Source organism: Kitasatospora sp. NPDC048365 (genome assembly GCF_043200835.1).
GTDB lineage: Bacteria > Actinomycetota > Actinomycetes > Streptomycetales > Streptomycetaceae > Kitasatospora > Kitasatospora terrestris.
This window is the reverse complement of record NZ_JBICYJ010000017.1, coordinates 126,906-144,997: the sequence shown is the minus strand read 5'-3', so window position 1 is coordinate 144,997 and position 18,092 is coordinate 126,906. Positions and strand designations below refer to the sequence as shown.

General features: G+C 73.2%; 16 protein-coding genes. 5 read left to right on the top strand and 11 right to left on the bottom strand.

From position 1 onward, the window contains the following. Positions 1 to 11 precede the first annotated feature (11 nt). Together ACGFX4_RS19375 and ACGFX4_RS19370 are read right to left on the bottom strand one after the other, a co-directional pair. Positions 12 to 1,718, bottom strand: coding sequence for a hypothetical protein (locus ACGFX4_RS19375; protein WP_393075615.1), 1,707 nt, complete (start codon positions 1,716 to 1,718; stop codon positions 12 to 14). Continuing rightward, positions 1,715 to 2,443, bottom strand: a complete 729-nt coding sequence (locus ACGFX4_RS19370) for an ABC transporter ATP-binding protein (protein ID WP_393075612.1) — start codon at positions 2,441 to 2,443, stop codon at positions 1,715 to 1,717. The genes ACGFX4_RS19375 and ACGFX4_RS19370 overlap by 4 nt, the downstream gene beginning before the upstream one ends. 101 nt (positions 2,444 to 2,544) lie before the next feature. On the opposite strand from ACGFX4_RS19370, the gene ACGFX4_RS19365 reads away from it, so the two are divergent. Beyond that, positions 2,545 to 3,156, top strand: a complete 612-nt coding sequence (locus ACGFX4_RS19365) for a hypothetical protein (protein WP_393075610.1) — start codon at positions 2,545 to 2,547, stop codon at positions 3,154 to 3,156. A 24-nt stretch (positions 3,157 to 3,180) separates the two neighbouring features. On the opposite strand, the gene ACGFX4_RS19360 is transcribed toward ACGFX4_RS19365, so the two are convergent. The 8 genes from ACGFX4_RS19360 to ACGFX4_RS19325 all read right to left on the bottom strand — a co-directional run bounded on the left by ACGFX4_RS19360 (position 3,181) and on the right by ACGFX4_RS19325 (position 11,225). Next, positions 3,181 to 4,413 carry a hypothetical protein gene (locus tag ACGFX4_RS19360; RefSeq protein ID WP_393075607.1) on the bottom strand — a complete coding sequence of 411 codons (1,233 nt, stop codon included), beginning with the start codon at positions 4,411 to 4,413 and terminating at the stop codon, positions 3,181 to 3,183. Positions 4,414 to 4,440: 27 nt separating this feature from the next. Beyond that, positions 4,441 to 5,121 carry a DUF429 domain-containing protein gene (locus ACGFX4_RS19355; RefSeq protein ID WP_393075604.1) on the bottom strand — a complete coding sequence of 227 codons (681 nt, stop codon included), beginning with the start codon at positions 5,119 to 5,121 and terminating at the stop codon, positions 4,441 to 4,443. Between the two features lie 34 nt (positions 5,122 to 5,155). Next, complete coding sequence (locus tag ACGFX4_RS19350; protein ID WP_393075601.1) at positions 5,156 to 5,860, bottom strand: hypothetical protein; 705 nt, start codon at positions 5,858 to 5,860, stop codon at positions 5,156 to 5,158. A 56-nt stretch (positions 5,861 to 5,916) separates the two neighbouring features. Beyond that, positions 5,917 to 6,702 carry a hypothetical protein gene (locus tag ACGFX4_RS19345; RefSeq protein WP_393075598.1) on the bottom strand — a complete coding sequence of 262 codons (786 nt, stop codon included), beginning with the start codon at positions 6,700 to 6,702 and terminating at the stop codon, positions 5,917 to 5,919. Positions 6,703 to 6,812: 110 nt separating this feature from the next. Next, on the bottom strand, positions 6,813 to 7,784 hold the full coding sequence (locus tag ACGFX4_RS19340) for a DUF3048 domain-containing protein (RefSeq protein WP_393075595.1): 972 nt from the start codon (positions 7,782 to 7,784) through the stop codon (positions 6,813 to 6,815). A gap of 155 nt (positions 7,785 to 7,939) precedes the next feature. Further along, positions 7,940 to 8,947 (bottom strand): MASE1 domain-containing protein, encoded by a 1,008-nt coding sequence (locus tag ACGFX4_RS19335; protein ID WP_393075593.1) that lies wholly within the window; start codon positions 8,945 to 8,947, stop codon positions 7,940 to 7,942. Between the two features lie 84 nt (positions 8,948 to 9,031). Continuing rightward, positions 9,032 to 9,862 carry a PP2C family protein-serine/threonine phosphatase gene (locus ACGFX4_RS19330; RefSeq protein WP_393075590.1) on the bottom strand — a complete coding sequence of 277 codons (831 nt, stop codon included), beginning with the start codon at positions 9,860 to 9,862 and terminating at the stop codon, positions 9,032 to 9,034. Positions 9,863 to 10,457: 595 nt separating this feature from the next. Beyond that, the gene (locus tag ACGFX4_RS19325) at positions 10,458 to 11,225 is read right to left on the bottom strand and encodes an SDR family NAD(P)-dependent oxidoreductase (RefSeq protein ID WP_393075587.1); all 768 of its coding nucleotides are present in this window, start codon (positions 11,223 to 11,225) and stop codon (positions 10,458 to 10,460) included. Positions 11,226 to 11,348: 123 nt separating this feature from the next. On the opposite strand from ACGFX4_RS19325, the gene ACGFX4_RS19320 reads away from it, so the two are divergent. Next, positions 11,349 to 12,605: an extracellular solute-binding protein gene (locus ACGFX4_RS19320; protein ID WP_393075584.1), complete on the top strand. Its 1,257-nt coding sequence runs from the start codon at positions 11,349 to 11,351 to the stop codon at positions 12,603 to 12,605. Between the two features lie 209 nt (positions 12,606 to 12,814). Here the strand turns inward: ACGFX4_RS19320 and ACGFX4_RS19315 are convergent, their stop codons facing one another. Continuing rightward, the gene (locus tag ACGFX4_RS19315) at positions 12,815 to 14,437 is read right to left on the bottom strand and encodes an endo-1,3-beta-xylanase (RefSeq protein WP_393075581.1); all 1,623 of its coding nucleotides are present in this window, start codon (positions 14,435 to 14,437) and stop codon (positions 12,815 to 12,817) included. Positions 14,438 to 14,714: 277 nt separating this feature from the next. Here ACGFX4_RS19315 and ACGFX4_RS19310 point away from each other — a divergent pair, with 277 nt between their 5' ends. The 3 genes from ACGFX4_RS19310 (at position 14,715) to ACGFX4_RS19300 (ending at position 18,060) form a co-directional block, all read left to right on the top strand. Continuing rightward, the gene (locus tag ACGFX4_RS19310; RefSeq protein WP_393075578.1) at positions 14,715 to 16,010 is read left to right on the top strand and encodes an extracellular solute-binding protein; all 1,296 of its coding nucleotides are present in this window, start codon (positions 14,715 to 14,717) and stop codon (positions 16,008 to 16,010) included. 176 nt (positions 16,011 to 16,186) lie between these two features. Next, positions 16,187 to 17,104 (top strand): carbohydrate ABC transporter permease, encoded by a 918-nt coding sequence (locus ACGFX4_RS19305; protein WP_393075575.1) that lies wholly within the window; start codon positions 16,187 to 16,189, stop codon positions 17,102 to 17,104. A gap of 50 nt (positions 17,105 to 17,154) precedes the next feature. Further along, complete coding sequence (locus tag ACGFX4_RS19300) at positions 17,155 to 18,060, top strand: carbohydrate ABC transporter permease (protein WP_393075572.1); 906 nt, start codon at positions 17,155 to 17,157, stop codon at positions 18,058 to 18,060. Positions 18,061 to 18,092 lie beyond the last annotated feature (32 nt).

Below are 18,092 nucleotides of genomic sequence, written 5' to 3'. Positions count from 1 at the left end.
CTCCCCGGACGCTACGCCCGGCCCACCGTGCCCGGACGGGCCTGGGCAGGGAGCTTGCCCGCCCTGGCCAGCGCCCACTGGAGCAGCACGACGGCCAGGGCCACCCCGACCGCCGCAGCGTTGCCCAGGGCGCCCGCCGACCCGCTGCGCAGCGCCGCCGAGAACGGCACGGCCAGCACCAGCACCGCGACCGCCGGGCCGGCCGCGTACCAGGCGGCGAACACCAGCGGCCCGGTGCTCCCGCCGGCCCCCTGCGAGCGGTACAGCAGGTCGCGGCGGGCCGCCCCGCGGCAGGCGTTCACCAACCCGGCCGCGACCAGGGCCGGCACGGCGAGGGGCGCGACCCAGGCCGCCGCCCCTCCCCCGGACGCGAGCACCACCACCGACCCCGCCGCCGCCAGGACCAGGCCGAGCACGGTGGGCACCACCGCGTGACGCAGCATCAGACCGGCGAACGGGTACGGGGACCAGGACGCGCGGCGCACGTCGTCGGTCTCGATCCGGGCGGGCTCCAGCAGCTGGGCGACGGCCAGATAGCCGAAGATCAGGGCGATCGCCGTGACACCCCAGGAGACCGGGCCCCGGGTGCCGTGCGCCAGCACCGCGCAGAGCACGGCCGGGACGGTCAGCAGCACCGCGCGCCCGAGCCGCGCCGGTGCGCGGAGCAGCGAGAGGGCGTCCCGCCAGTACACGACCAGCCAGGCCTGCCGGGGCACCGGCAGCCGGACCCGCAGTCGGCGGCCGCTGCCGGACGCGCCGGCCACGGCCAGCCGAGCGGCCCGCAGTTCGACCGTCCGCAGCGCGGCCAGCACCCCCGCCGCCGTCCGGGCCCGCTCCCGCAGCAGGGGCAGCGACACCCCGGCGACCGACCGGTCCGCGAACACCAGGCAGACCACCGTCGGCACCACCAGCAGGACGGCCGCAAAAGCACCGCCCGGAACGGCCGCGGGCGTCGGGGCCAGCGCGGCGATCCCCGCCCAACCCCACGGGCCCGACCACAGCTCCACCCGCTCCAGCCAGCGGACCGGGTGCCCCGCGACCGCCAGCGCGCACTGCACCGCGAGCAGCAGGACCAGCACCGTCACGTACGGGGTGACCCTGCGCACCCAGCGGGCAGCCGCCCGGCTGCGCTGCACCAGCAGCCCCGCGCAGACACCCAGCAGCGGCAGGCACGCCCCGCCGGCCAGGCACCAGCCGAGCGCCGCCGGCAGGCCGACCCGCACGGTCAGGCCCAGCGCCACCATGCCGCCGACCGCGATCAGCAGCCCGGGAAAGAGGGCCAGCCCGCAGGACAGCCAGAACCACGGCCGCAGCACCGGGCGGGGCCGGACCGGATGCGCCAGCAGCCAGTCGGTGGTGGCCCGCGGCGGCACCACCGGCCCCCGCCACAGCCCGTCGCGGACGGCCAGCAGCACGGTCGCCAGCCCGACCGCGGCGATGCCGCTGGGCAGGGCGGCCAGCAGCTCCGGGCCGTGCCCGGTGTAGTCGGCGCCCATCGACGCCTGCAGGAACAGGCCGAAACTCGGGATGCCGCCCCAGATCACCAGGATGAGCACGGTGCAGTAGAGCGCGAACGCGACCTGCTTGAACCGGTTGCGCCGGTGCGGTGCGCGCAGGGCGCGCAGCAGCGCGAGAGCCTCGTCGGTCCAGTCGTCGTCCGCCGTCCAGTCGTCCGCGTCCTCGGACACCGCTTCGGCCACCACCTCGACCCGGCTCACCGGGCACCCGCCGACGCGGCGTCGGCGAGGACCTCGGCGGGCGCACCCTGCCTGACGATCCGCCCCTCCTCCAGCACCACCACCCGGTCGGCGACCTCCAGGGCGAGGTCGGTGTGGTGGGTGACCAGCAGCACCGCCACCCCGTCGGCGAGCTCCGCCGTCAGCAACTCGGCGAGCCGCCGGCGCGCCTCCGGGTCGAGCCGCTGCTCGGGCTCGTCCAGCAGCAGCAGATCGCGCGGCCGGACCAGCGCGCACGCCAGCAGCAGGGCCTGCATCTGGCCCGACGAGAGCGCCGACGGCAGCGCGTCGGCCCGCTCGGTGAGCGCCCGCATCTCCAGCACCTGCGCGACCCAGTCCGCGGCATCCGCGACCCCGTGCGCGACGGCCACCAGCAGCAGGTGCTCACGCACCGTCAGGTCCGGGTAGCAGGCGACCGTGTCGCCGACCACCGCGACCCGGGCCCGGATCCGGGGGTCGTTCTCGTTCATCGCCAGACCGTCGAACCGCACCGTCCCCGTGGTCGGCAGGTCGCGGCCCGCCGCGACCCGCAGCAGGGTCGACTTCCCGGAGCCGTTGTGCCCGAGCAGCGCCACGCACTCACCCGCTGCCAGGTCGAGGTCGACGGGGTGCAGCACCTCCCGGTCGCCGTACGAGCGGCTCACCCCGGTCAGCTGCAGCAGGGCCCCGCGGACACGGGCGACGGGTGGAGTGGAGTTCCTGGCCATGCGGACAACGCCTCTCGACAAACACCTCGGCCAAGTCCGGCCCCGGGCGCTACAGTCTGCGCGACCGATCCGCGTTCGATCAAACCCTGCGAGGAACACACGTGAACGTCCGTCTGGCAGTGCACCTGATCGCGTCGATAGCGCTGGCACTGGCACTGGTCTTCACCGGGCTGGCGCTCGGCGGCCCCGGCCTGGGCCTGCTGGGCTTCGTCCTCTGGTTCCTGCTGGAGGCACTGATCAAGGCGCTGCTTCCGCAGTCCTTCCACCCCGGCGTCGAGGGCGCCCAGCCGACCTCGGCCGTGTACCGGGGCTGGGCGGCCAAGCTCGTCGCCGGCACCGCCCTGGGCCGGACCCGAACCGCGGAGGGCGACGCCGCCCGCCTCGCGGCCGGCACCCGGCTGTGCATGCTGTCCTTCGGCGTGCGCAACGGCAGCCAGACCCTCGGCTACCTGCTGCTCCAGCGCACCCCCGACGGCACGACGGCCCTCGCCTGGCGCGGCCGCGGCAAGGACACGGGCATCCACCCGATCGTCCCGCCCACCCCGACCTTCCACGCGGGCCAGAACCAGCAGAACGCCACCCAGGCCCGCCTCGGCTACCGCACGGCCCTGCGGTTCGGCCCGGACACCTACTGGCTCCGCGACCACGACGCCGCCCTCCTGAAGACCGTCCTCACCCCCTCGGCCGAGGCAACGACCTCGACCACCGCCTGAGCAACACCCGCGCGGGCCCCGGCGTCAGGGAGCGTGCTCCGAGTCCCGGCCCTCGGGGCTGTCCCTCGGAGGCCCGATCGCGGGCCGTGGCGGTTCCAGGCGGAGCGGCGTCCAGTCGATTGCGGTGACCTCGGCCACCGCGGCCTCGACCTTGGCCGGGAGCCGTCGAGCGACGAGCGGGCTCCGGACGCGGTGCCACCACCGGAAGTCCGCCACCTGGCGGATCGCGGCCCTGGCCCGCTCGATCAGCGGGTCGAGGGTTTCGGCTTGGCGGGCGATGTCCTCCGCCAGTTCCGCCCGGTACGGCTCGAGCGTGGGATCGTCGACCAGGGCCATCCGCCACAGTCTCAGGGCCGAGAACTGGACCCAGGACCGGGACGACTCCTCGAGCGCTGCCCGGGCGGCGACGATCGCGTCGACCGCGCCGGTCAGACTCCGTTCACGATCACGCAGGGTCTGGTCGCGGGCGACTTCCTCAAGCGCCGAGATGGCGTCCCGGAGTTGTTCGACGTCGTGGAGCCGGTGCTTCCGGAGCAAGATCCCACTCGACTCGATCTGCCGCCAGTTCATGCCTGTGAGGGTTCCGGCGCTCCTCGCCGTCCGGTAGACCTCGGCGAGCTGGAGCTGGGCGGCGCGCGCCTCGGAATGCCACTCGCGGACCTGCTTCCGCTGGACGCTTCCGATCTGCTCGGAGACGGTCGTGAGCTGCTTCTCGATCCGATCGAGCTGAGCTTGGAGCGCCATCGCGGAGAGGGCGTTCGTCATGGCCGCCGCCGAGGCGAGGCTTCCGACCTCTCTGAGCCGCGTGACATGCTCGAACCGACCCTTGCCGTTCCGCACGACGGCGAGCACCTCGCCGGCACGGTCCTTGGCCATGCGGCCCGCGCGGACGGCAGCCGCCGTCTCCGGGTCGACCAGCATGAGGCGCCCAACCATCTGCTGGTACGTCTGCACCCCGTCCACGGCGGCCTTGGCGCGAGTGGCCCATGAGCCGAGCTGCGCCGGCGTCTCGACCACCGTGGTGCCGAACGCATCCAGGTGCTCGGGCGCACCGAACACGTACATCTCGTCGTCGCTGAAGCCCGGCACGACCAGGACCTGCGGGTCGGCAACGGGAGCAAGGGACGTCCGACGGCTCTCGTCGCCGAATGCCTTGACGAGGCCGCGCGGTCGCCGACGGAAGATCAGCAGGGTCGCCACCACGGCGCAGCCCGCGGCCGCCAGCGCGACCAGGGCCAGAGCAACAGCATCCGGCATGGGCAAGTCCTCGAACTCAGTACGGGGTCAGTAGCGGATCTCGACGGCACGCCCGTCGGAGTCCAGCTGGGGGACGACGGGAACGCTATCGCTTGCTCCCGTCGCAATGCGATGAGCGGACCAGGCAGCGGCTGCAGCGTCGAGGACGTCGTCGACCGGAACCGTGTCGGCCTCGCCGAGCGCGCCGGGGAGGTCGATGCCCGCATCGGCGAGCAGGCTCCGGCGGAGCATCTGGCCACGCCAGGTCTTCTTCGGGAAGAGCAGCGGCGTCCTGCCCGCCAGGGCGAGGAACGACACCTCGGGATGGACCTCGAAGACCCTCGCGGGATCGGCGGTCCAGCAGGCGCGGGCCTCCAGCAGCTTGTCCCGCAGGGCCCATGCCTGAGCGCTGAGCCCACTTCCGGTGAGCTGCCGACAGACCTCGGACGCGTCGGCGTGGGTGGCCTCCTTCCACGCGGCCTCCGGCGCCACCATGAACACACTGCTGCGGCGAGCACCGAGCAGGGCCTTCGCACCGTGGTCCGCATCCCGCCACTTCTCGCCCATGAGTCCCAGCGGCATGTCCACCGCGACGACCCGGGCCTGCGGGGTCCGGGCGATCAGGGTTTCCAGCCTGACGTCCACGACACTGCCCGCGTAGCGGCCGTCCACCAGCCGGATGCCCACCCAGCCCAGCTTGCCGCAGGCATCGACGCCGACGATCTCCATCAGGACTCCTCTCGTCAGTACGGCCGGCCGGTGATCACGTCCCGTGCCGGTTGACCGCTCCGTCCACCGTCACCTCGTAGACGGTGATGCCCAGCCTGGCACGGACGGGTTCCGGAACGCGAAGTGCGGCTCGGACAGCGGACGTTGGGACGACGATGGCGTACCGCACGCCCGCATCCGGTGCCGTCATCCGGCGCAGCAGTTGCCCGTAGGCGATGTCGGCGCCGATGCCGGGGTCGCTCGTGTGCCCTTTGGCTTCGGCGATGACGCGTTCGCCGTTGCGTACGGCTTCGAGGTCGGCGTGCGGGTCGGTGGGCGGCACGATCGTCCAGCCGGCTCCGGTGAGCCAGGTGCGGAACACGTCGACCACCCGGTCCTCGTCGCTGTGCCAGACCTGGAGCACGGGCGCGAGAAGCGCGCCGATCGCCGCCAGGTCCGCCGGCCGGTTCCGGCGGTGCAGGCGGCCCCAGTCGTCGGCGTCGAGGTCGTCGGGGCGGATGACCGCCAGCCGGAGCTTGTGGGCCCGGACGGCCGGCTCGTCGTGCTGGCGCTCGCGGTACTCCACCACCAGCTTGTGCTGCCGCCAGTACCCGTCGACCGGCAGGCGGGCCCGGCGTCCGTCGGGGCCCGGGTCGCCGCGCAGCCAGTCGAAGCGGTGTTGCCGCAGCGCGGCTTCACCGAGGTGCTCGTCGCAGAGGTCGAGGACGTACGCCTCGTCGCTGTCGGTTCTCCCGCCCATGGCACGGCATCCTCGCACGCCTCGCTGACTCCGCGTCAGGGGCCGACGCCCCCGGGTCAGGCGGGGTAGCGGATGGAGCCGAGGGGTGGGCAGGGGACGAGGGTGGTGTCGGCGCCGGGGCGGGGGACGTAGGCGCGGGCCTGGGCGGCCTGCCAGTTGCGGGTGTCGAGGTCGTCGGCGTGCCAGGCGTCGTAGCGGGCGCGGGGGTGGTCCCAGCCGCCGTCGATGAGGTGGAGGCTGGTGTTGCCGGCGCTGCGCTGGAACTCCGCCTTCATGACGGCCTGTTGGAGTGCGGTCTGGGTGGCGGCGAGCTCGAGGCGGGTGGCCAGGACGCCGGCGGTGTGGGGTTCGTGGGTGGGGAGGGGGGCCTTCGGGAGGGAGGAGACGCCGCTGTCGAGGCGGCCGATGTTGTCGACGGCCATGTCCTGGGCGGCGCGTGCCATGGTCTGCATCTCGTGGTGCAGCCAGTAGAACTCGTCGAGGTCGGCCTGGGTGATCCGCATGCGCCGGTACAGGGCCTGGAAGCGGGGGTCGTGGTGGAGCGGTTGCACGTGGGCGGTGTGCAGTGCGACGCAGTCGTTGAATCCGGCTGTCACGGCGATGTCGAGGTGCTGGATCGCCAGGTCCGCCTGCCCGCGGACGAGGGCCAGGCCGGCGAGGGTGCCGTGGCTCGCGGCGGCGAGCCAGTCGGCGTCGGGGCCGAGTGCGGCGGCGAGCGGTATGACTTCCTGGATGCCCGCGGCGGCGGCGGTGCCCTGGCGGCCGGCGGGGCCGTGGGTCAGCAGCGTGACCAGCAGCTCGTGGTAGCTGCCGACCAGCGATTCGACGGTGGTGCGGGCCATGGATCTCCTCGGGTGCCGGGCGGGCCGTTTGAGCGGACTGGGCGTCAGTTGTGTGTGATCCCGGTGGAGATGACGGACGGGCGGGGCGGGTGGTTCCTGCTGCCGCGGTGCTACGGCACCAGGACCACGAGCACCGGGCCGGTGGCGAAGGTCATGGCGCTGCCGTCGGGCAGGGTGAAGGCGGTGCCCTCGGCGGGGTCGGGCCGGTTCCAGTGGGTGTTCCAGACCTTGCCGTCGCGCAGCACCTGGGCGTCGCCGGACCCGACGGTGCGGGTGAACACCTCGTTGTCGGGGTGTCCGGCGTTGAAGTCGGTGAACGCCCCGGGGACGATGCTGACGTGCTGGACGACGACGGTCGCGGTGCCGGTCCAGCCGTGGCGGCCGTCGACGGTGACGTCGTACGTGCTGCCGTTGTAGTGGGCTCCGATGGACGCGGCCGGCAGGCGCCAGGTCATGGCGGCGAGCGGGCTGCCGCCGTCCGGCGCGGGGCCGAAGACGAAGCCCGGGGAGCGGGCGGGCACGGACGGGTGTTCGGCGAGGATGCGGTGCGGGTCGACGAAGGTGGGGTCGACCCCGTTGTTGGTGAAGACGCCGGGGTCGGTGGCCGGGGTGATGTTCTGCAGGTCGGCGCGGGCGAGGAGCGGGAGGAGTCCGCTGATGGCGCCGCTGTAGGCGAAGTCGACGCGCCCGTACTGCTGGAGCAGCGGGATGTCGGTCTCCCGGGCGGAGCGGACGGGGCCGATCAGGGCGGGCAGGTGGTTGGCGTCGTACACGGCGAGGAACCGGGACTGGCCGCCCTCCACCTCGATCCAGTAGACGATGTCGGCCTGGGCGAGCCCCTGGTGGAGCGCCTGGACGTGCGCGCCGACGTTGTCGATCTTCACGGCGAGGACGTTGCCGGCCGTGTCGACGTTGTCGAGCGGGTTCCCGGACGGCGCGGACGGCTGCGCGGGCGGTTCGGGCGGGGCACCGGCGCACCCCAGGACGGTGGCGAGTGCGATGGCCGCCGCGAGGGGCAGGGCGATCCTGTGCGGGGTGCGGCGGCGGGCTGCCGATGCGTGGGCCGTGCTGCGGATGTTCACCGGTGCTCCCTCTCCGTCGGCGGAGCGGGGGTGGGTGTACGTCGGGTGGGTCCGGGCCGCCGACATCGCGGTTCTCACCCGTCATTGTCGAACACGACGGGCCGGCCCGGGTCGGTTCCCGATCCCGACGGCGAGGTGCGCGATCAAAGGTGCGATCAGTCGGTGTGCCGGCCGTCGCTGTCCGGGGGTGGCCAGGAGTGGTTGGCCTCGCCCGGGGCGAGGCGGTTCACCACCTCGGCGAGGGCGACGCAGGCCTGCTCGATGGTGCGCAGGGTGTTGTCGCGTTCGGTGGTGACGGCGGCGAGCAGCAGGCCGGTCAGGGCGGCGACGCCGTTGAGCGCCTGCAGGACGACCATGGTGGCGAGGATGCTGTGGCCGGCGAACGGGCCGGTGTGGTGGATGGCGGCGGGGACGGCGAAGACGGACACCACCAGGGCGCAGGGCGCGGCGCCGAGCAGCTGGAAGCGCAGCGCCGCCCACATCACCACCGGGAGGACCAGGAAGAGCAGGGAGAGCGGGCTGTGGGTCGCCACGACGACCACACCCCCGGTGATCACCAGGAGCGCGAGGGCCTCCGCCCAGCGGTGCAGCGGTACGTCGCGGGGCATCCGGGCGGCGTGCAGCGCGAGCAGCAGCGGTGCGACGACCAGCACGCCCATCGCGTCCCCGGTCCACCAGGCCGTCCAGGCCGGCCAGAACTGGTCGACGTCCAGCGCGTCGTCGGCCACCAGGACGAGGCAGGCGACGGTCGCGCTGATCACCGTGGAGGCGAGCGCCCCCAGGAAGACCAGGGCCACGCCGTCCCGCAGCCGGTCGAGCTCGACCCGGAAGTCCACCCGGGCGAGCAGCAGGGCGGCGACGACCGGGGCGAGCGTGCTGCCCGCCGCGATGCCGAAGGAGGCGGGGGTGAGGGCGCCGAATCCGGCGATGACCAGGAGGGCGCCGAGCGTGATCCCGGGCCACACCCGCAGGCCGAACAGCAGCAGGGCGGCCACGGCGACGCCGGTGGGAGGCCACAGCGGGGTGACGCGGATGCCGCCGACCTCGATCTGCGCGAGCAGGCCGAGCTTGCCTCCCGCCCAGTACACGAGCGCGACGCCGAGGATCGACAGGCCGGTGACCGCGACCGTCCGGGCCTTCGCGTTGCGCAGCACAGCAGCCATCAGACCGCACGCCGCCGCCCGGACCCGGCCGTGACACGCCCGCCGGACCCGCCGGACCCGCACGATCACCCTCCGGCGGCGGCGTCACGGTTCGTCGTGGCAGATCACCAGGACGGCGGCGTCGTCGGAGTGCCCGGTGAGGTCGGCGATCTCGATCACCCGGGCGGCCAGCTCGCCCGGCTCGGTGCCGACCCCGGCGCGCACCCGCTGCAGGACCTGGTCCAACCCCTCGTCGAGCGGGAACGAGGGCCCCTCGACCACGCCGTCGGTGACCAGGACGACCGCTTCCGTCCCAGCCAGGCGGCGCCGGGTCACCGGGTACTCCTCGCCGGGCTCGATGCCGAGCGGCAGCCCCACCTCCTCGGCCTCCTCGACGTCCTCCACGCCGGAGCGGCCGTCGGCGGTGGCCCAGATCGCCGGGATGTGGCCGGCCCGGGCGGCCGACAGCTCCCGGGTGGCGGGGTCGAAGCGCAGGTAGCAGCAGGTGGCGAAGAGGCCGTCGGACAGCGACAGCAGCAGTTCGTTGGTCCGGCTCAGCACCTCGCCGGGGTCGCTCGCGGCGGTGGCCAGCGCCCGCAGGCCGATCCGGACCTGGCCCATGAACACGGCCGCCTCGACGTCGTGGCCCTGCACGTCGCCGATGGTCAGCCCGAGCGTCCCGTCCGGGAGCCGGAAGCCGTCGTACCAGTCGCCGCCGATGTCCAGGCCGTGGCGCGCGGGCGCGTACCGGGCGGCGGTCCGCAGCCCGGGCAGGCTCGGCAGCGCGGCGGGGAGCAGCTCGCGCTGCAGCGCCATGGCGAGCTCGACCCGGGCGCGCTGCATCTCGACGTGCTCCAGCGCCTGCGCGGTGAGCTTTCCGAGCCGGCCCAGCAGCTCGTGCGCGCTCGCGGGGTGCGAAGGACGGCGACGGCTCACGGGCGGCTCCAGCACTGCGTCGGCTGACGGACGGCGCGGCCGCTGCCCTCCCGCCGCACGTGTCCCATTGTCGCTTCACCCGATCGGACCCGCCCCCGCAACGCCTCCGCACCCGCACCCGCTCACGGCCCCCGCAACGCCTCCGGCCCGGTCGATGCCGATGTCGCGCGCGGCCGCGCCCTCGACTGACGCGAGCGTCTCCTCGAACAGGTCGTCCAGCTCGGCCCGGAGCCGGTGGAGGCGGATCCGCTGTTCCTCCGGTGACCCTCCGACGGTGTGCCCTCCCGGAGGCCGCGCGCCTCCTCGCCGCAGCGTCCGAGGTGCGTGGAGAGCCGGATCCGCACCCGCTCCCGCAGCGGGGACTGCCGGACCGAGTCGAGGCCGGCGATCGCCGAGGTCGTCTGCCCGAGCAGTGCCGCCGCTCGCGTCCGTAGCAGCGCACTCGCCCCGTTCGGGACTTCCGGTGCGCCCATGAGGGGACCGTCCAGCGGGGGTGGGATGTGCTTCCACCAGCCATTGTGTCTCCGCCGCCGGGTCTTGGCGAGACAGCCGGAGCGGAGCCGGACCGGGCCGCCCCACGGACCGCCACCGGCGGTCAGGTGCGCAGGTGGGAGGCGCCGTTGAGGTCGAGGACGGCGCCGGAGGACCACTCGGCGGCGGGTGAGGCGAGCCACAGCACGGCGGCGGCGATCTCCTCCGCGGTGGCGACCCGGTCGAACGGGCTCTGGGCGCGGATCGCGGCGCCCTCGGGCCCCTCCAGGCGCGGGGCGACCCGCTCGGTGGCGAAGAAGCCGGGTGCAACCGAGGCGACGGCGATGCCGTGCGGGGCGAGGGAGACGGCCAGCGACTGGCCAAGCGCGTGCACCGCCGCCTTGGTGGCGCCGTAGGCGGGGTGGTCGGGTTCGCCGCGGAAGGCGCCGCGGGAGCCGATGTTGACGATCCGTCCGCCGGTGCCCTGGTCGATCATGCGGCGGGCGGCGAGGTGGCTGAGGTTGGCCGTGGCGAGCAGGTTGACGTCGACGTGCTGCCGCCAGAGGGCCACCCACTCCTCGTACGACGTCTCGGGGAGCGGGTGGCGGACGTTCACCGCCGCGTTGTTCACCAGGACGTCGATCCCGCCGAGCGCCTCGGCGGCCGCGTCGGCGACGGCGGCCGCGCCGGCCGGGTCGGCGAGGTCGCCGCCGGTGAGAGCGTGGCCGTCGCCGGGGAGCGAGTCGAGGGTGGCGCGGGCCTCGTCGGCGCGGGTGCCGTAGTGGACGGCGACCCGGTCGCCGTTGGCGGCGAACGCCTGGGCGACGGCGCGGCCGAGACCCCGCGAGGCGCCGCTGACCAGGACGCGCCGGCCGGTTGAGGGCAGTGTCATGGCAGCACCCTAGCGCCGGGGAGAGCAGCTCGAAATATTGCTGTAATTTTCAGCAAGACGTTGCCATGCGGTTGGCCCGTTGCTAGCTTCTGCGGCACCCACCCTCATGACTGGAGCCAACACGTGCGAAGACACCTCGCACTCCTCGCCGGAGCCGTCTGTCTGTCTCTCGGCCTGTCCGCCTGCGGTTCGACCGGCGCCGGCGCGGGCGACGCGGCCGCCAAGAACCGCACCCTGACCATCTGGGCCGACGAAAAGCGCGCCGACGTGCTGCGGCCGTTCGCCGAGGCCTTCGCCGCCAAGAAGGGCGTGCGGGCCGAGGTGGTCGGCATTCCGCAGAACCAGCAGCAGGAGTTCGTCGACGCCTCCAAGGCGGGGAGGGCGCCGGACGTGATGGTCGGCGCCCACGACTGGATCGGCAACCTGGTGCAGAACGACCTGATCGACCCGGTCGAGGTCCTCGACAACCGGCTCGGCGACTACGTCGACGTGGCCCGCCGCGCGGTGACGTACCAGGGCAAGTACTACGCGATCCCGTACGCGGTGGAGAGCCTGGTGCTGTTCCGCAACACCGCCCTCGTGCCGGAGGCGCCGCGCACCTTCGACGACCTGGTCGCCACCGGCGAGGCCCTGCGCAAGGCGGGGAAGGTCTCCCAGGCGCTCGGGTACACCGTCAGCTCCCCGGACGGGCAGGCCGGCGACACGTACCACATGTACCCGCTGTTCAGCTCGGCCGGCGGCTACCTGTTCGGCTCCGACTCCCGGGGCGACTCCGACCCGTCCGACCTGGGCGTGGGCAAGCCCGGCTCGGTCGCGGCCTTCGAGAAGATCGCGGCGCTCGGCGAGAAGGGCTCGGGCGTGCTCCGCAACTCCTACAGCTCCGACAGCTCGGCAGCCGCGTTCCTGTCCGGGAAGACGCCGTTCCTGGTGTCCGGTCCGTGGCGGCTGACCGACGTGCGGTCGGCGGGGATGAAGTACGCGATCTCCCCGGTACCGGGCTTCGCCGGCAAGGATCCCGCGCGCTCCTTCGTCGGCGTCCAGTCCTTCTTCGTCGCCAGCAAGGGCAAGAACAAGGACCTCGGGCAGGAGTTCGTGCTCTCCACCCTCGGCAACCTCGAACTGGCCGACGCCCTGTTCAAGGCCGAGCCGCGGATGCCCGCGCTCAAGGAGGCGCTCGACCACGCCCGGCAGGGCGATCCCGACGTCGGCGCGTTCGAGCAGGCGGCCGCCGCGGGGGTGCCGCTGCCCTCGATCCCGCAGATGTCCGCGATCTGGGGCCCGTTCAACACCCTGATCCACCAGGCGGTGAAGGGCGACCCGGTGCCGCCCGCCGTCGCCGCGGCGAACAAGGCGATCAAGGACCAGCTCGGCGTCAGGTGACGACCGCCCGGGCGGGCCCCCGGGGGGGGGGCCGGGCGGGGGGGGGGTCCCGCGCGGGGGGGGGCCGGCGCCCCGGCCCCGGCGGGCCCCCCCCCCCCCCCCCCGCCCCCCCGCCCGCCCCCCCCCCCGGCCCGCGGGGGCCCCCCCCCCCCGGCCGGGCCGGGGGGGGGGGGCCCCCCCGGGCGGGTGGTACCGGATCGGGCGGTGCCTCAGGCCGTGACGGTCCAGGTCGGTGTGGTGACCTGGTAGGTCTGGCCGCTCGGCTGGTAGTCGAACCAGTAGGTGACCCGGTCACCGGGGCGGGTGGTGAGCGGCTGCTCCCACCGGCCCGTACCGGCGTTCCAGGTGAGGAAGTAGTTGCCCTGGGCGCCGCCGTTCACCGTGTAGTGGACGGTGACGAAGGTGGCGGTGAAGCCGTTCGGCCTGAACCAGAGCTGCGAGGTGCCACCGGTGGCGAGGCCCTGGGTGTACGGGGCCTGGCTCCCGCTGGGCGAGGGCGACGAGGACGGCGACGGCTGGGAGGACGGGGACGCGGACACGGACGGGGACGGGCTGGGCGAGGGGCTGGAGGTGCCGCCGCCGGTGCCGTTGACCCAGGACGAACCGCGCAGCTCGGCCAGGTAGTCGGCGAGGACGGTCGGGTCCGCCTGGACCCGGGAGTCGCCCCAGTAGCCGTTGGAGCAGCCGGGGCCGCCCGCCTGGGCGCCGTCGGCACACTGCCACAGGGTCTGGCTGTCCCAGTTGGTGTTGATGTACGCGGCGGCGCGGATGACGTCGCTGTTGCGGTGGATCCAGGCGAAGTACGGGGCGTACCACTGGTTCCAGATGTCCTGGCCGGTGGCGGCGGACTTGTTCTTCTGGAAGATGCAGCTCCTGGTGTGGGCGCCGGTCTGGTAGCCCTGCGGGGCGGACTCGGCGATCATCACGGGCTTGCCGTGGCCGCGGGCGAAGTTCAGCACCCGGTCCTGGAGCGCGCCGGGGTCGGTGTCGTAGTGGCTGCAGCCCCACTGGGTGGCCAGCGAGCCGGAGGTGTAGAAGGCGGAGAGGGCGACCCAGTCGACGTACTGGTCACCGGGGTACCAGGTGTCGTAGTGGGCGGGGTCGGTGACCACGTAGTTCCACTCGGGGTGGTCGGTGCTCGCGTTGAGCGGCCAGGCGGCGGACTGCCAGACGGTGGCGACGTTGGCCGCGCCGAGGGCGTCGATGCGGCCCTTGATGTACGCGAAGGCCTGCTTGTAGAAGTCCGCGCTGTAGCAGTTCCACGGGCCGTCGAACTCGTAGCCGATCCGCAGGTAGACCGGCCGGTTGTAGCCCTTGAGCGCGGTGACCATCTGGTCGACCTTGGCGCGGTACTGGCTGATCAGGTTGGGGCTGCCCGCGGTGACGTCGCTGTCGTTGCGGCCGATGATGGCGCGCAGCGGCTGGTTGTTGCAGCCGGTGGTGGCGTCGGAGAGGTAGAGGCCGACGGCGAGGGCGGAGCCCGGGTAGGCGGCGAGGGTGGAGGAGAAGTCGACCCGGCCGGCGCCCCAGTCGGCGGGGGCGACGATGCCGGCCAGCGGTTCGGGGCTGCCGCCGAGGACCAGGTTGGTGTAGAGCGTGACGCCGCCGGGGCGGGGGGCGTTCAGGCCGGGCCTGTCGAGGACGTCGGCCTTGTAGGCGGCGAGGGTGTCGCTGTCCTGGCCCATGATCGGCAGGATCCGGCCGTCGGCGGGCAGGTTGCGCGCGGCGACGGCGGCGGTGGCGGGGGCCTGGGTGGCGGGGATGCCGAGGGCGACGGTCGCGGCGGCGAGCGCGGCGACGACGGCCGGTAGGACTCTGCGGACGGTGCGCACGGGAGGTCTTCTCCTGTCCGGTGGGGGTGGGGCCTCGAATGCTGGCGAGCTTCGAACATCGGCGTCAACGCTTGCGCGAACATTCGGACGTTTCAGCAGGTCGATCGGCCACCCGACGAAACGTCACGTCGGCATAACAGGCCATGAGCTGCTGATCTGTACGGCCAGATCTCGAAACTTGCTTCGAAACATTTGACGCAGAGTTTCGCGGAACGGCACTTTGTTTCGCGGCGCCACACCCACCCCCACCTCTTCGCTCCCGCCTCGGAGGCTCGTCATGGGTCCGTCCCGTGCCCGCAGATCCCTCTCGTTCGCCGCCGCCACCGCGGTCGCGGCCTCGCTGGCCGTCACCGGCTGCTCGTCCTCGGGCGGCTCCGGCGACGCGGCCGGCGGGAAGATCACCCTGACCGTCGCCACCTTCAGCGACTTCGGCTACAAGCCGCTGATCGCGGAGTACGAGAAGGCGCACCCGAACGTGACGGTCAAGGAGCGGGTCTCCCAGCTCGACCAGCACCACAACAGCCTCTCCACCCAGCTGTCCTCGGGCAGCGGCGCCGCCGACGTGGTGGCGATCGAGGAGGGCTACCTGCCCAAGTTCCGCGAGGTGAAGGACAAGTTCGTCAACCTCGCCGACTACGGCGCCGCGGCCCGCAAGGACGAGTACCTGCCGTACAAGTGGGCGCAGGGCACCACCGCCGACGGCTTCGTGCTCGGCTACGGCACGGACGTCGGCGGCCTGGCGATCTGCTACCGCAAGGACCTGTTCCAGCAGGCCGGGCTGCCCACCGACCGTGCCGAGGTGGCCAAGCTCTGGCCCACCTGGGACGCCTACTTCAAGACCGGCGACGCGTTCCGCGCCAAGGTGGCGGACCACGCCTGGTTCGACTCCGCGGGCAACGTGTTCAGCGCGATGATGAACCAGACCGAGGTCGGCTTCTTCGACACCTCCGACAGCTACGTCGCCGACACCAACCCCAAGGTGAAGGAGTTCTTCCAGTCCGCCGGCGCGGCCGCCGAGCACGGCCTGTCGGCCAACCTGGCGCCGTTCAGCCAGCAGTGGAACGCCGGCATCAAGCAGGGGAAGATGGCGACGATGACCTGCCCGGCCTGGATGACCGGTCTGATCCAGTCCGCGGCCGGCCCAGAGTCGGCCGGCAAGTGGGACATCGCGGCGGTGCCGGGCGGCGGCGGCAACTGGGGCGGCTCGTTCCTGACCGTCCCGAAGCAGAGCAAGCACGCCAAGGAGGCCGCCGAGCTGGCCGCCTTCCTCACCTCCGCCGCGTCCGAGAAGGCGATCTTCCAGGGCCCGACCGGCTCGCTGCCCTCGCTGCAGGGCCCGCTGCAGGACCCGGCGGTGCAGGGCACCAAGCAGCCGTACTTCAGCGACGCGCCGACCGGCCAGATCTTCGCCGCCTCCGCGACCGGGCTGAAGCCGAGCTTCCGCGGCACCAAGGACCAGGAGGTCCGGATCCCGTTCGGCAACGCCCTGCAGCTGATCGAGCAGCAGAAGGCCACCACCGCCGAGGCGTGGACCAAAGCGCTGGACGAGGCGAAGAAGGGCCTCGCGCACTGACCCGGCCCGGCGGCCCGTCGACCTGACGAGCCATCGACCCGACGGTCCGTCGACCTGACCCTCCGTCGGCCCCGGCGGCGGGCCCGCACCGGCCCGCCGCCCCACCCCGTCCGGGGCGGCGCCTCCCCCGCTTCCGCGCCGCCCCGGATCCAGCCGCCCCACCCCGAGGAGCCCCGATGGCGGCCACCGCCCCCGCCCCGCGCCGCCGCACGGCGCTGCGCCACCTGCCCGCCTACGGCTTCGTCGCGCCGTTCTTCCTGGTCTTCGGCGTCTTCGGCCTCTACCCGCTGCTGTACACCGGCTGGGTCTCGCTGCACCGCTGGGACCGGCTCGGCGGCGACGAGGGCTTCGCGGGCCTGGCCAACTTCCGTGACCTGTTCGCCGATCCGGACTTCTGGACGGCGACCTTCAACACGCTCAGCATCTTCGTCCTGTCCACCGCCCCGCAGCTGCTGCTCGCCCTCGCGGTGGCCTGGCTGCTGGACCGCCGGCTACGGGCCCGCACCACCTGGCGGGCGCTGGTGCTGGTGCCGCAGTACGTGTCGGTGGTGGCGGTCGCGCTGGTCTTCTCGCAGCTGTTCGGCCGCGACTTCGGCATCGTCAACTGGGCGCTGGAGCAGCTCGGCCTGATCACCGACCCGATCGACTGGACGGCCGACAGCTGGAGTTCGCACCTGGCGATCTCCTTCATGGTGATGTGGCGCTGGACGGGCTACAACGCGCTGATCTACCTGGCCGCGATGCAGGCCGTCCCGCGCGAGCTGTACGAGTCGGCGATGGTCGACGGCGCGGGCCGGTTCCTGACACTGCGCCGGATCACCCTGCCGGCGATCCGCCCGACCGTGCTGTTCACCGTGGTGATCTCCACCATCGGCGGCCTGCAGCTCTTCGCCGAGCCGATGCTGTTCGACCAGGGCGGCAACGCGGAGGGCGGCACCGAGCACCAGTTCCAGACCCTGACGCTGATGCTCTACAAGTACGGCTTCATCCACAACGACGCGGGCTACGCCTCGGCGATCTCCTGGGTGCTGTTCCTGCTGATCGCCGTCATCGCCGCCGCCAACGCCCTGCTCGTGCGCCGCTCCGGCCGCTGACCGCTGCTCGTACGCCGCTCCGGCCGCTGACCCCCGCCCGGGAGACCCCCATGGCCACCGCCACCGAGACCCCCGTCCGCCCCGCCGACGCCGCCCCGGCGCGAGCGCGCCGCGAGCGCGCCACCGGCCCGCGCCACCACGACAGCGCCGGGCCGCTCGCCTACGCGCTGCTCGCCGCCGTCGTCCTCGCCTCCGTCTTCCCGCTGTACTGGACCTTCGTGGTCGCCTCGCACGGGGACAACTCGGTGCTCTCCGGCGCCACCCCCTCGCTGGTGCCCGGCGGGCACCTGCTGGAGAACGTCCGGCGGGTCTTCGACACCGTCGACTTCTGGCAGGCGCTGGCCAACTCGGTGACGGTGGCGGCCTGCACCGCCGTCAGCAACGTGCTGCTCTCCTCGCTCGCCGGCTTCGCCTTCGCCAAGCTCCGCTTCCCTGGGCGCAACGTCCTGCTGGTCGCGGTGGTCGCCACCGTGATGGTGCCGACCCAGCTCGGCATCATCCCGCTGTACCTGCTCACCACCGACCTCGGGATGTACGGGAAGCTGTCGGCGCTGATCGTGCCGGCCCTGGTCTCGGCGGTCGGCGTGTTCTGGATGCGGCAGGCAATGGCGGAGAACATCCCCGACGAGCTGATCGAGGCCGCCCGGATGGACGGCGCCGGGGCGCTGCGCTCCTTCTGGTACGTCGCCTGGCCGGGGGTGCGCTCCACCGCCGCGGTGCTCGGCATGTTCACCTTCATGTTCGCCTGGAACGACTACTTCTGGCCGCTGATCGCGCTGCCGCCGGAGAACGGCACCGTGCAGATCGCGCTCAACCAGCTCGCCGCGGGCTACTACACCGACTACACGCTGATGCTGGCCGGCGTGGTGGTGTCGGTGCTGCCGGTGCTGCTGCTGTTCGCCGTGCTGGCCCGCCGGATCGTCGCCGGGGTGATGGCCGGCGCCGTCAAGGGCTGACCTCCGCTCCCCCTCCCCCGACCGCTTCCGAA

Coding starts and splice junctions, on each gene's coding strand:
- ACGFX4_RS19370 (WP_393075612.1), bottom strand. CDS start 2,443: ATGGCCAGGAACTCCACTCCACCCGTCGCCCGTGTCCGCGGGGCCCTG.
- ACGFX4_RS19360 (WP_393075607.1), bottom strand. CDS start 4,413: ATGCCGGATGCTGTTGCTCTGGCCCTGGTCGCGCTGGCGGCCGCGGGC.
- ACGFX4_RS19355 (WP_393075604.1), bottom strand. CDS start 5,121: ATGGAGATCGTCGGCGTCGATGCCTGCGGCAAGCTGGGCTGGGTGGGC.
- ACGFX4_RS19350 (WP_393075601.1), bottom strand. CDS start 5,860: ATGGGCGGGAGAACCGACAGCGACGAGGCGTACGTCCTCGACCTCTGC.
- ACGFX4_RS19345 (WP_393075598.1), bottom strand. CDS start 6,702: ATGGCCCGCACCACCGTCGAATCGCTGGTCGGCAGCTACCACGAGCTG.
- ACGFX4_RS19335 (WP_393075593.1), bottom strand. CDS start 8,947: ATGGCTGCTGTGCTGCGCAACGCGAAGGCCCGGACGGTCGCGGTCACC.
- ACGFX4_RS19325 (WP_393075587.1), bottom strand. CDS start 11,225: ATGACACTGCCCTCAACCGGCCGGCGCGTCCTGGTCAGCGGCGCCTCG.
- ACGFX4_RS19310 (WP_393075578.1), top strand. CDS start 14,715: ATGGGTCCGTCCCGTGCCCGCAGATCCCTCTCGTTCGCCGCCGCCACC.
- ACGFX4_RS19305 (WP_393075575.1), top strand. CDS start 16,187: ATGGCGGCCACCGCCCCCGCCCCGCGCCGCCGCACGGCGCTGCGCCAC.
- ACGFX4_RS19300 (WP_393075572.1), top strand. CDS start 17,155: ATGGCCACCGCCACCGAGACCCCCGTCCGCCCCGCCGACGCCGCCCCG.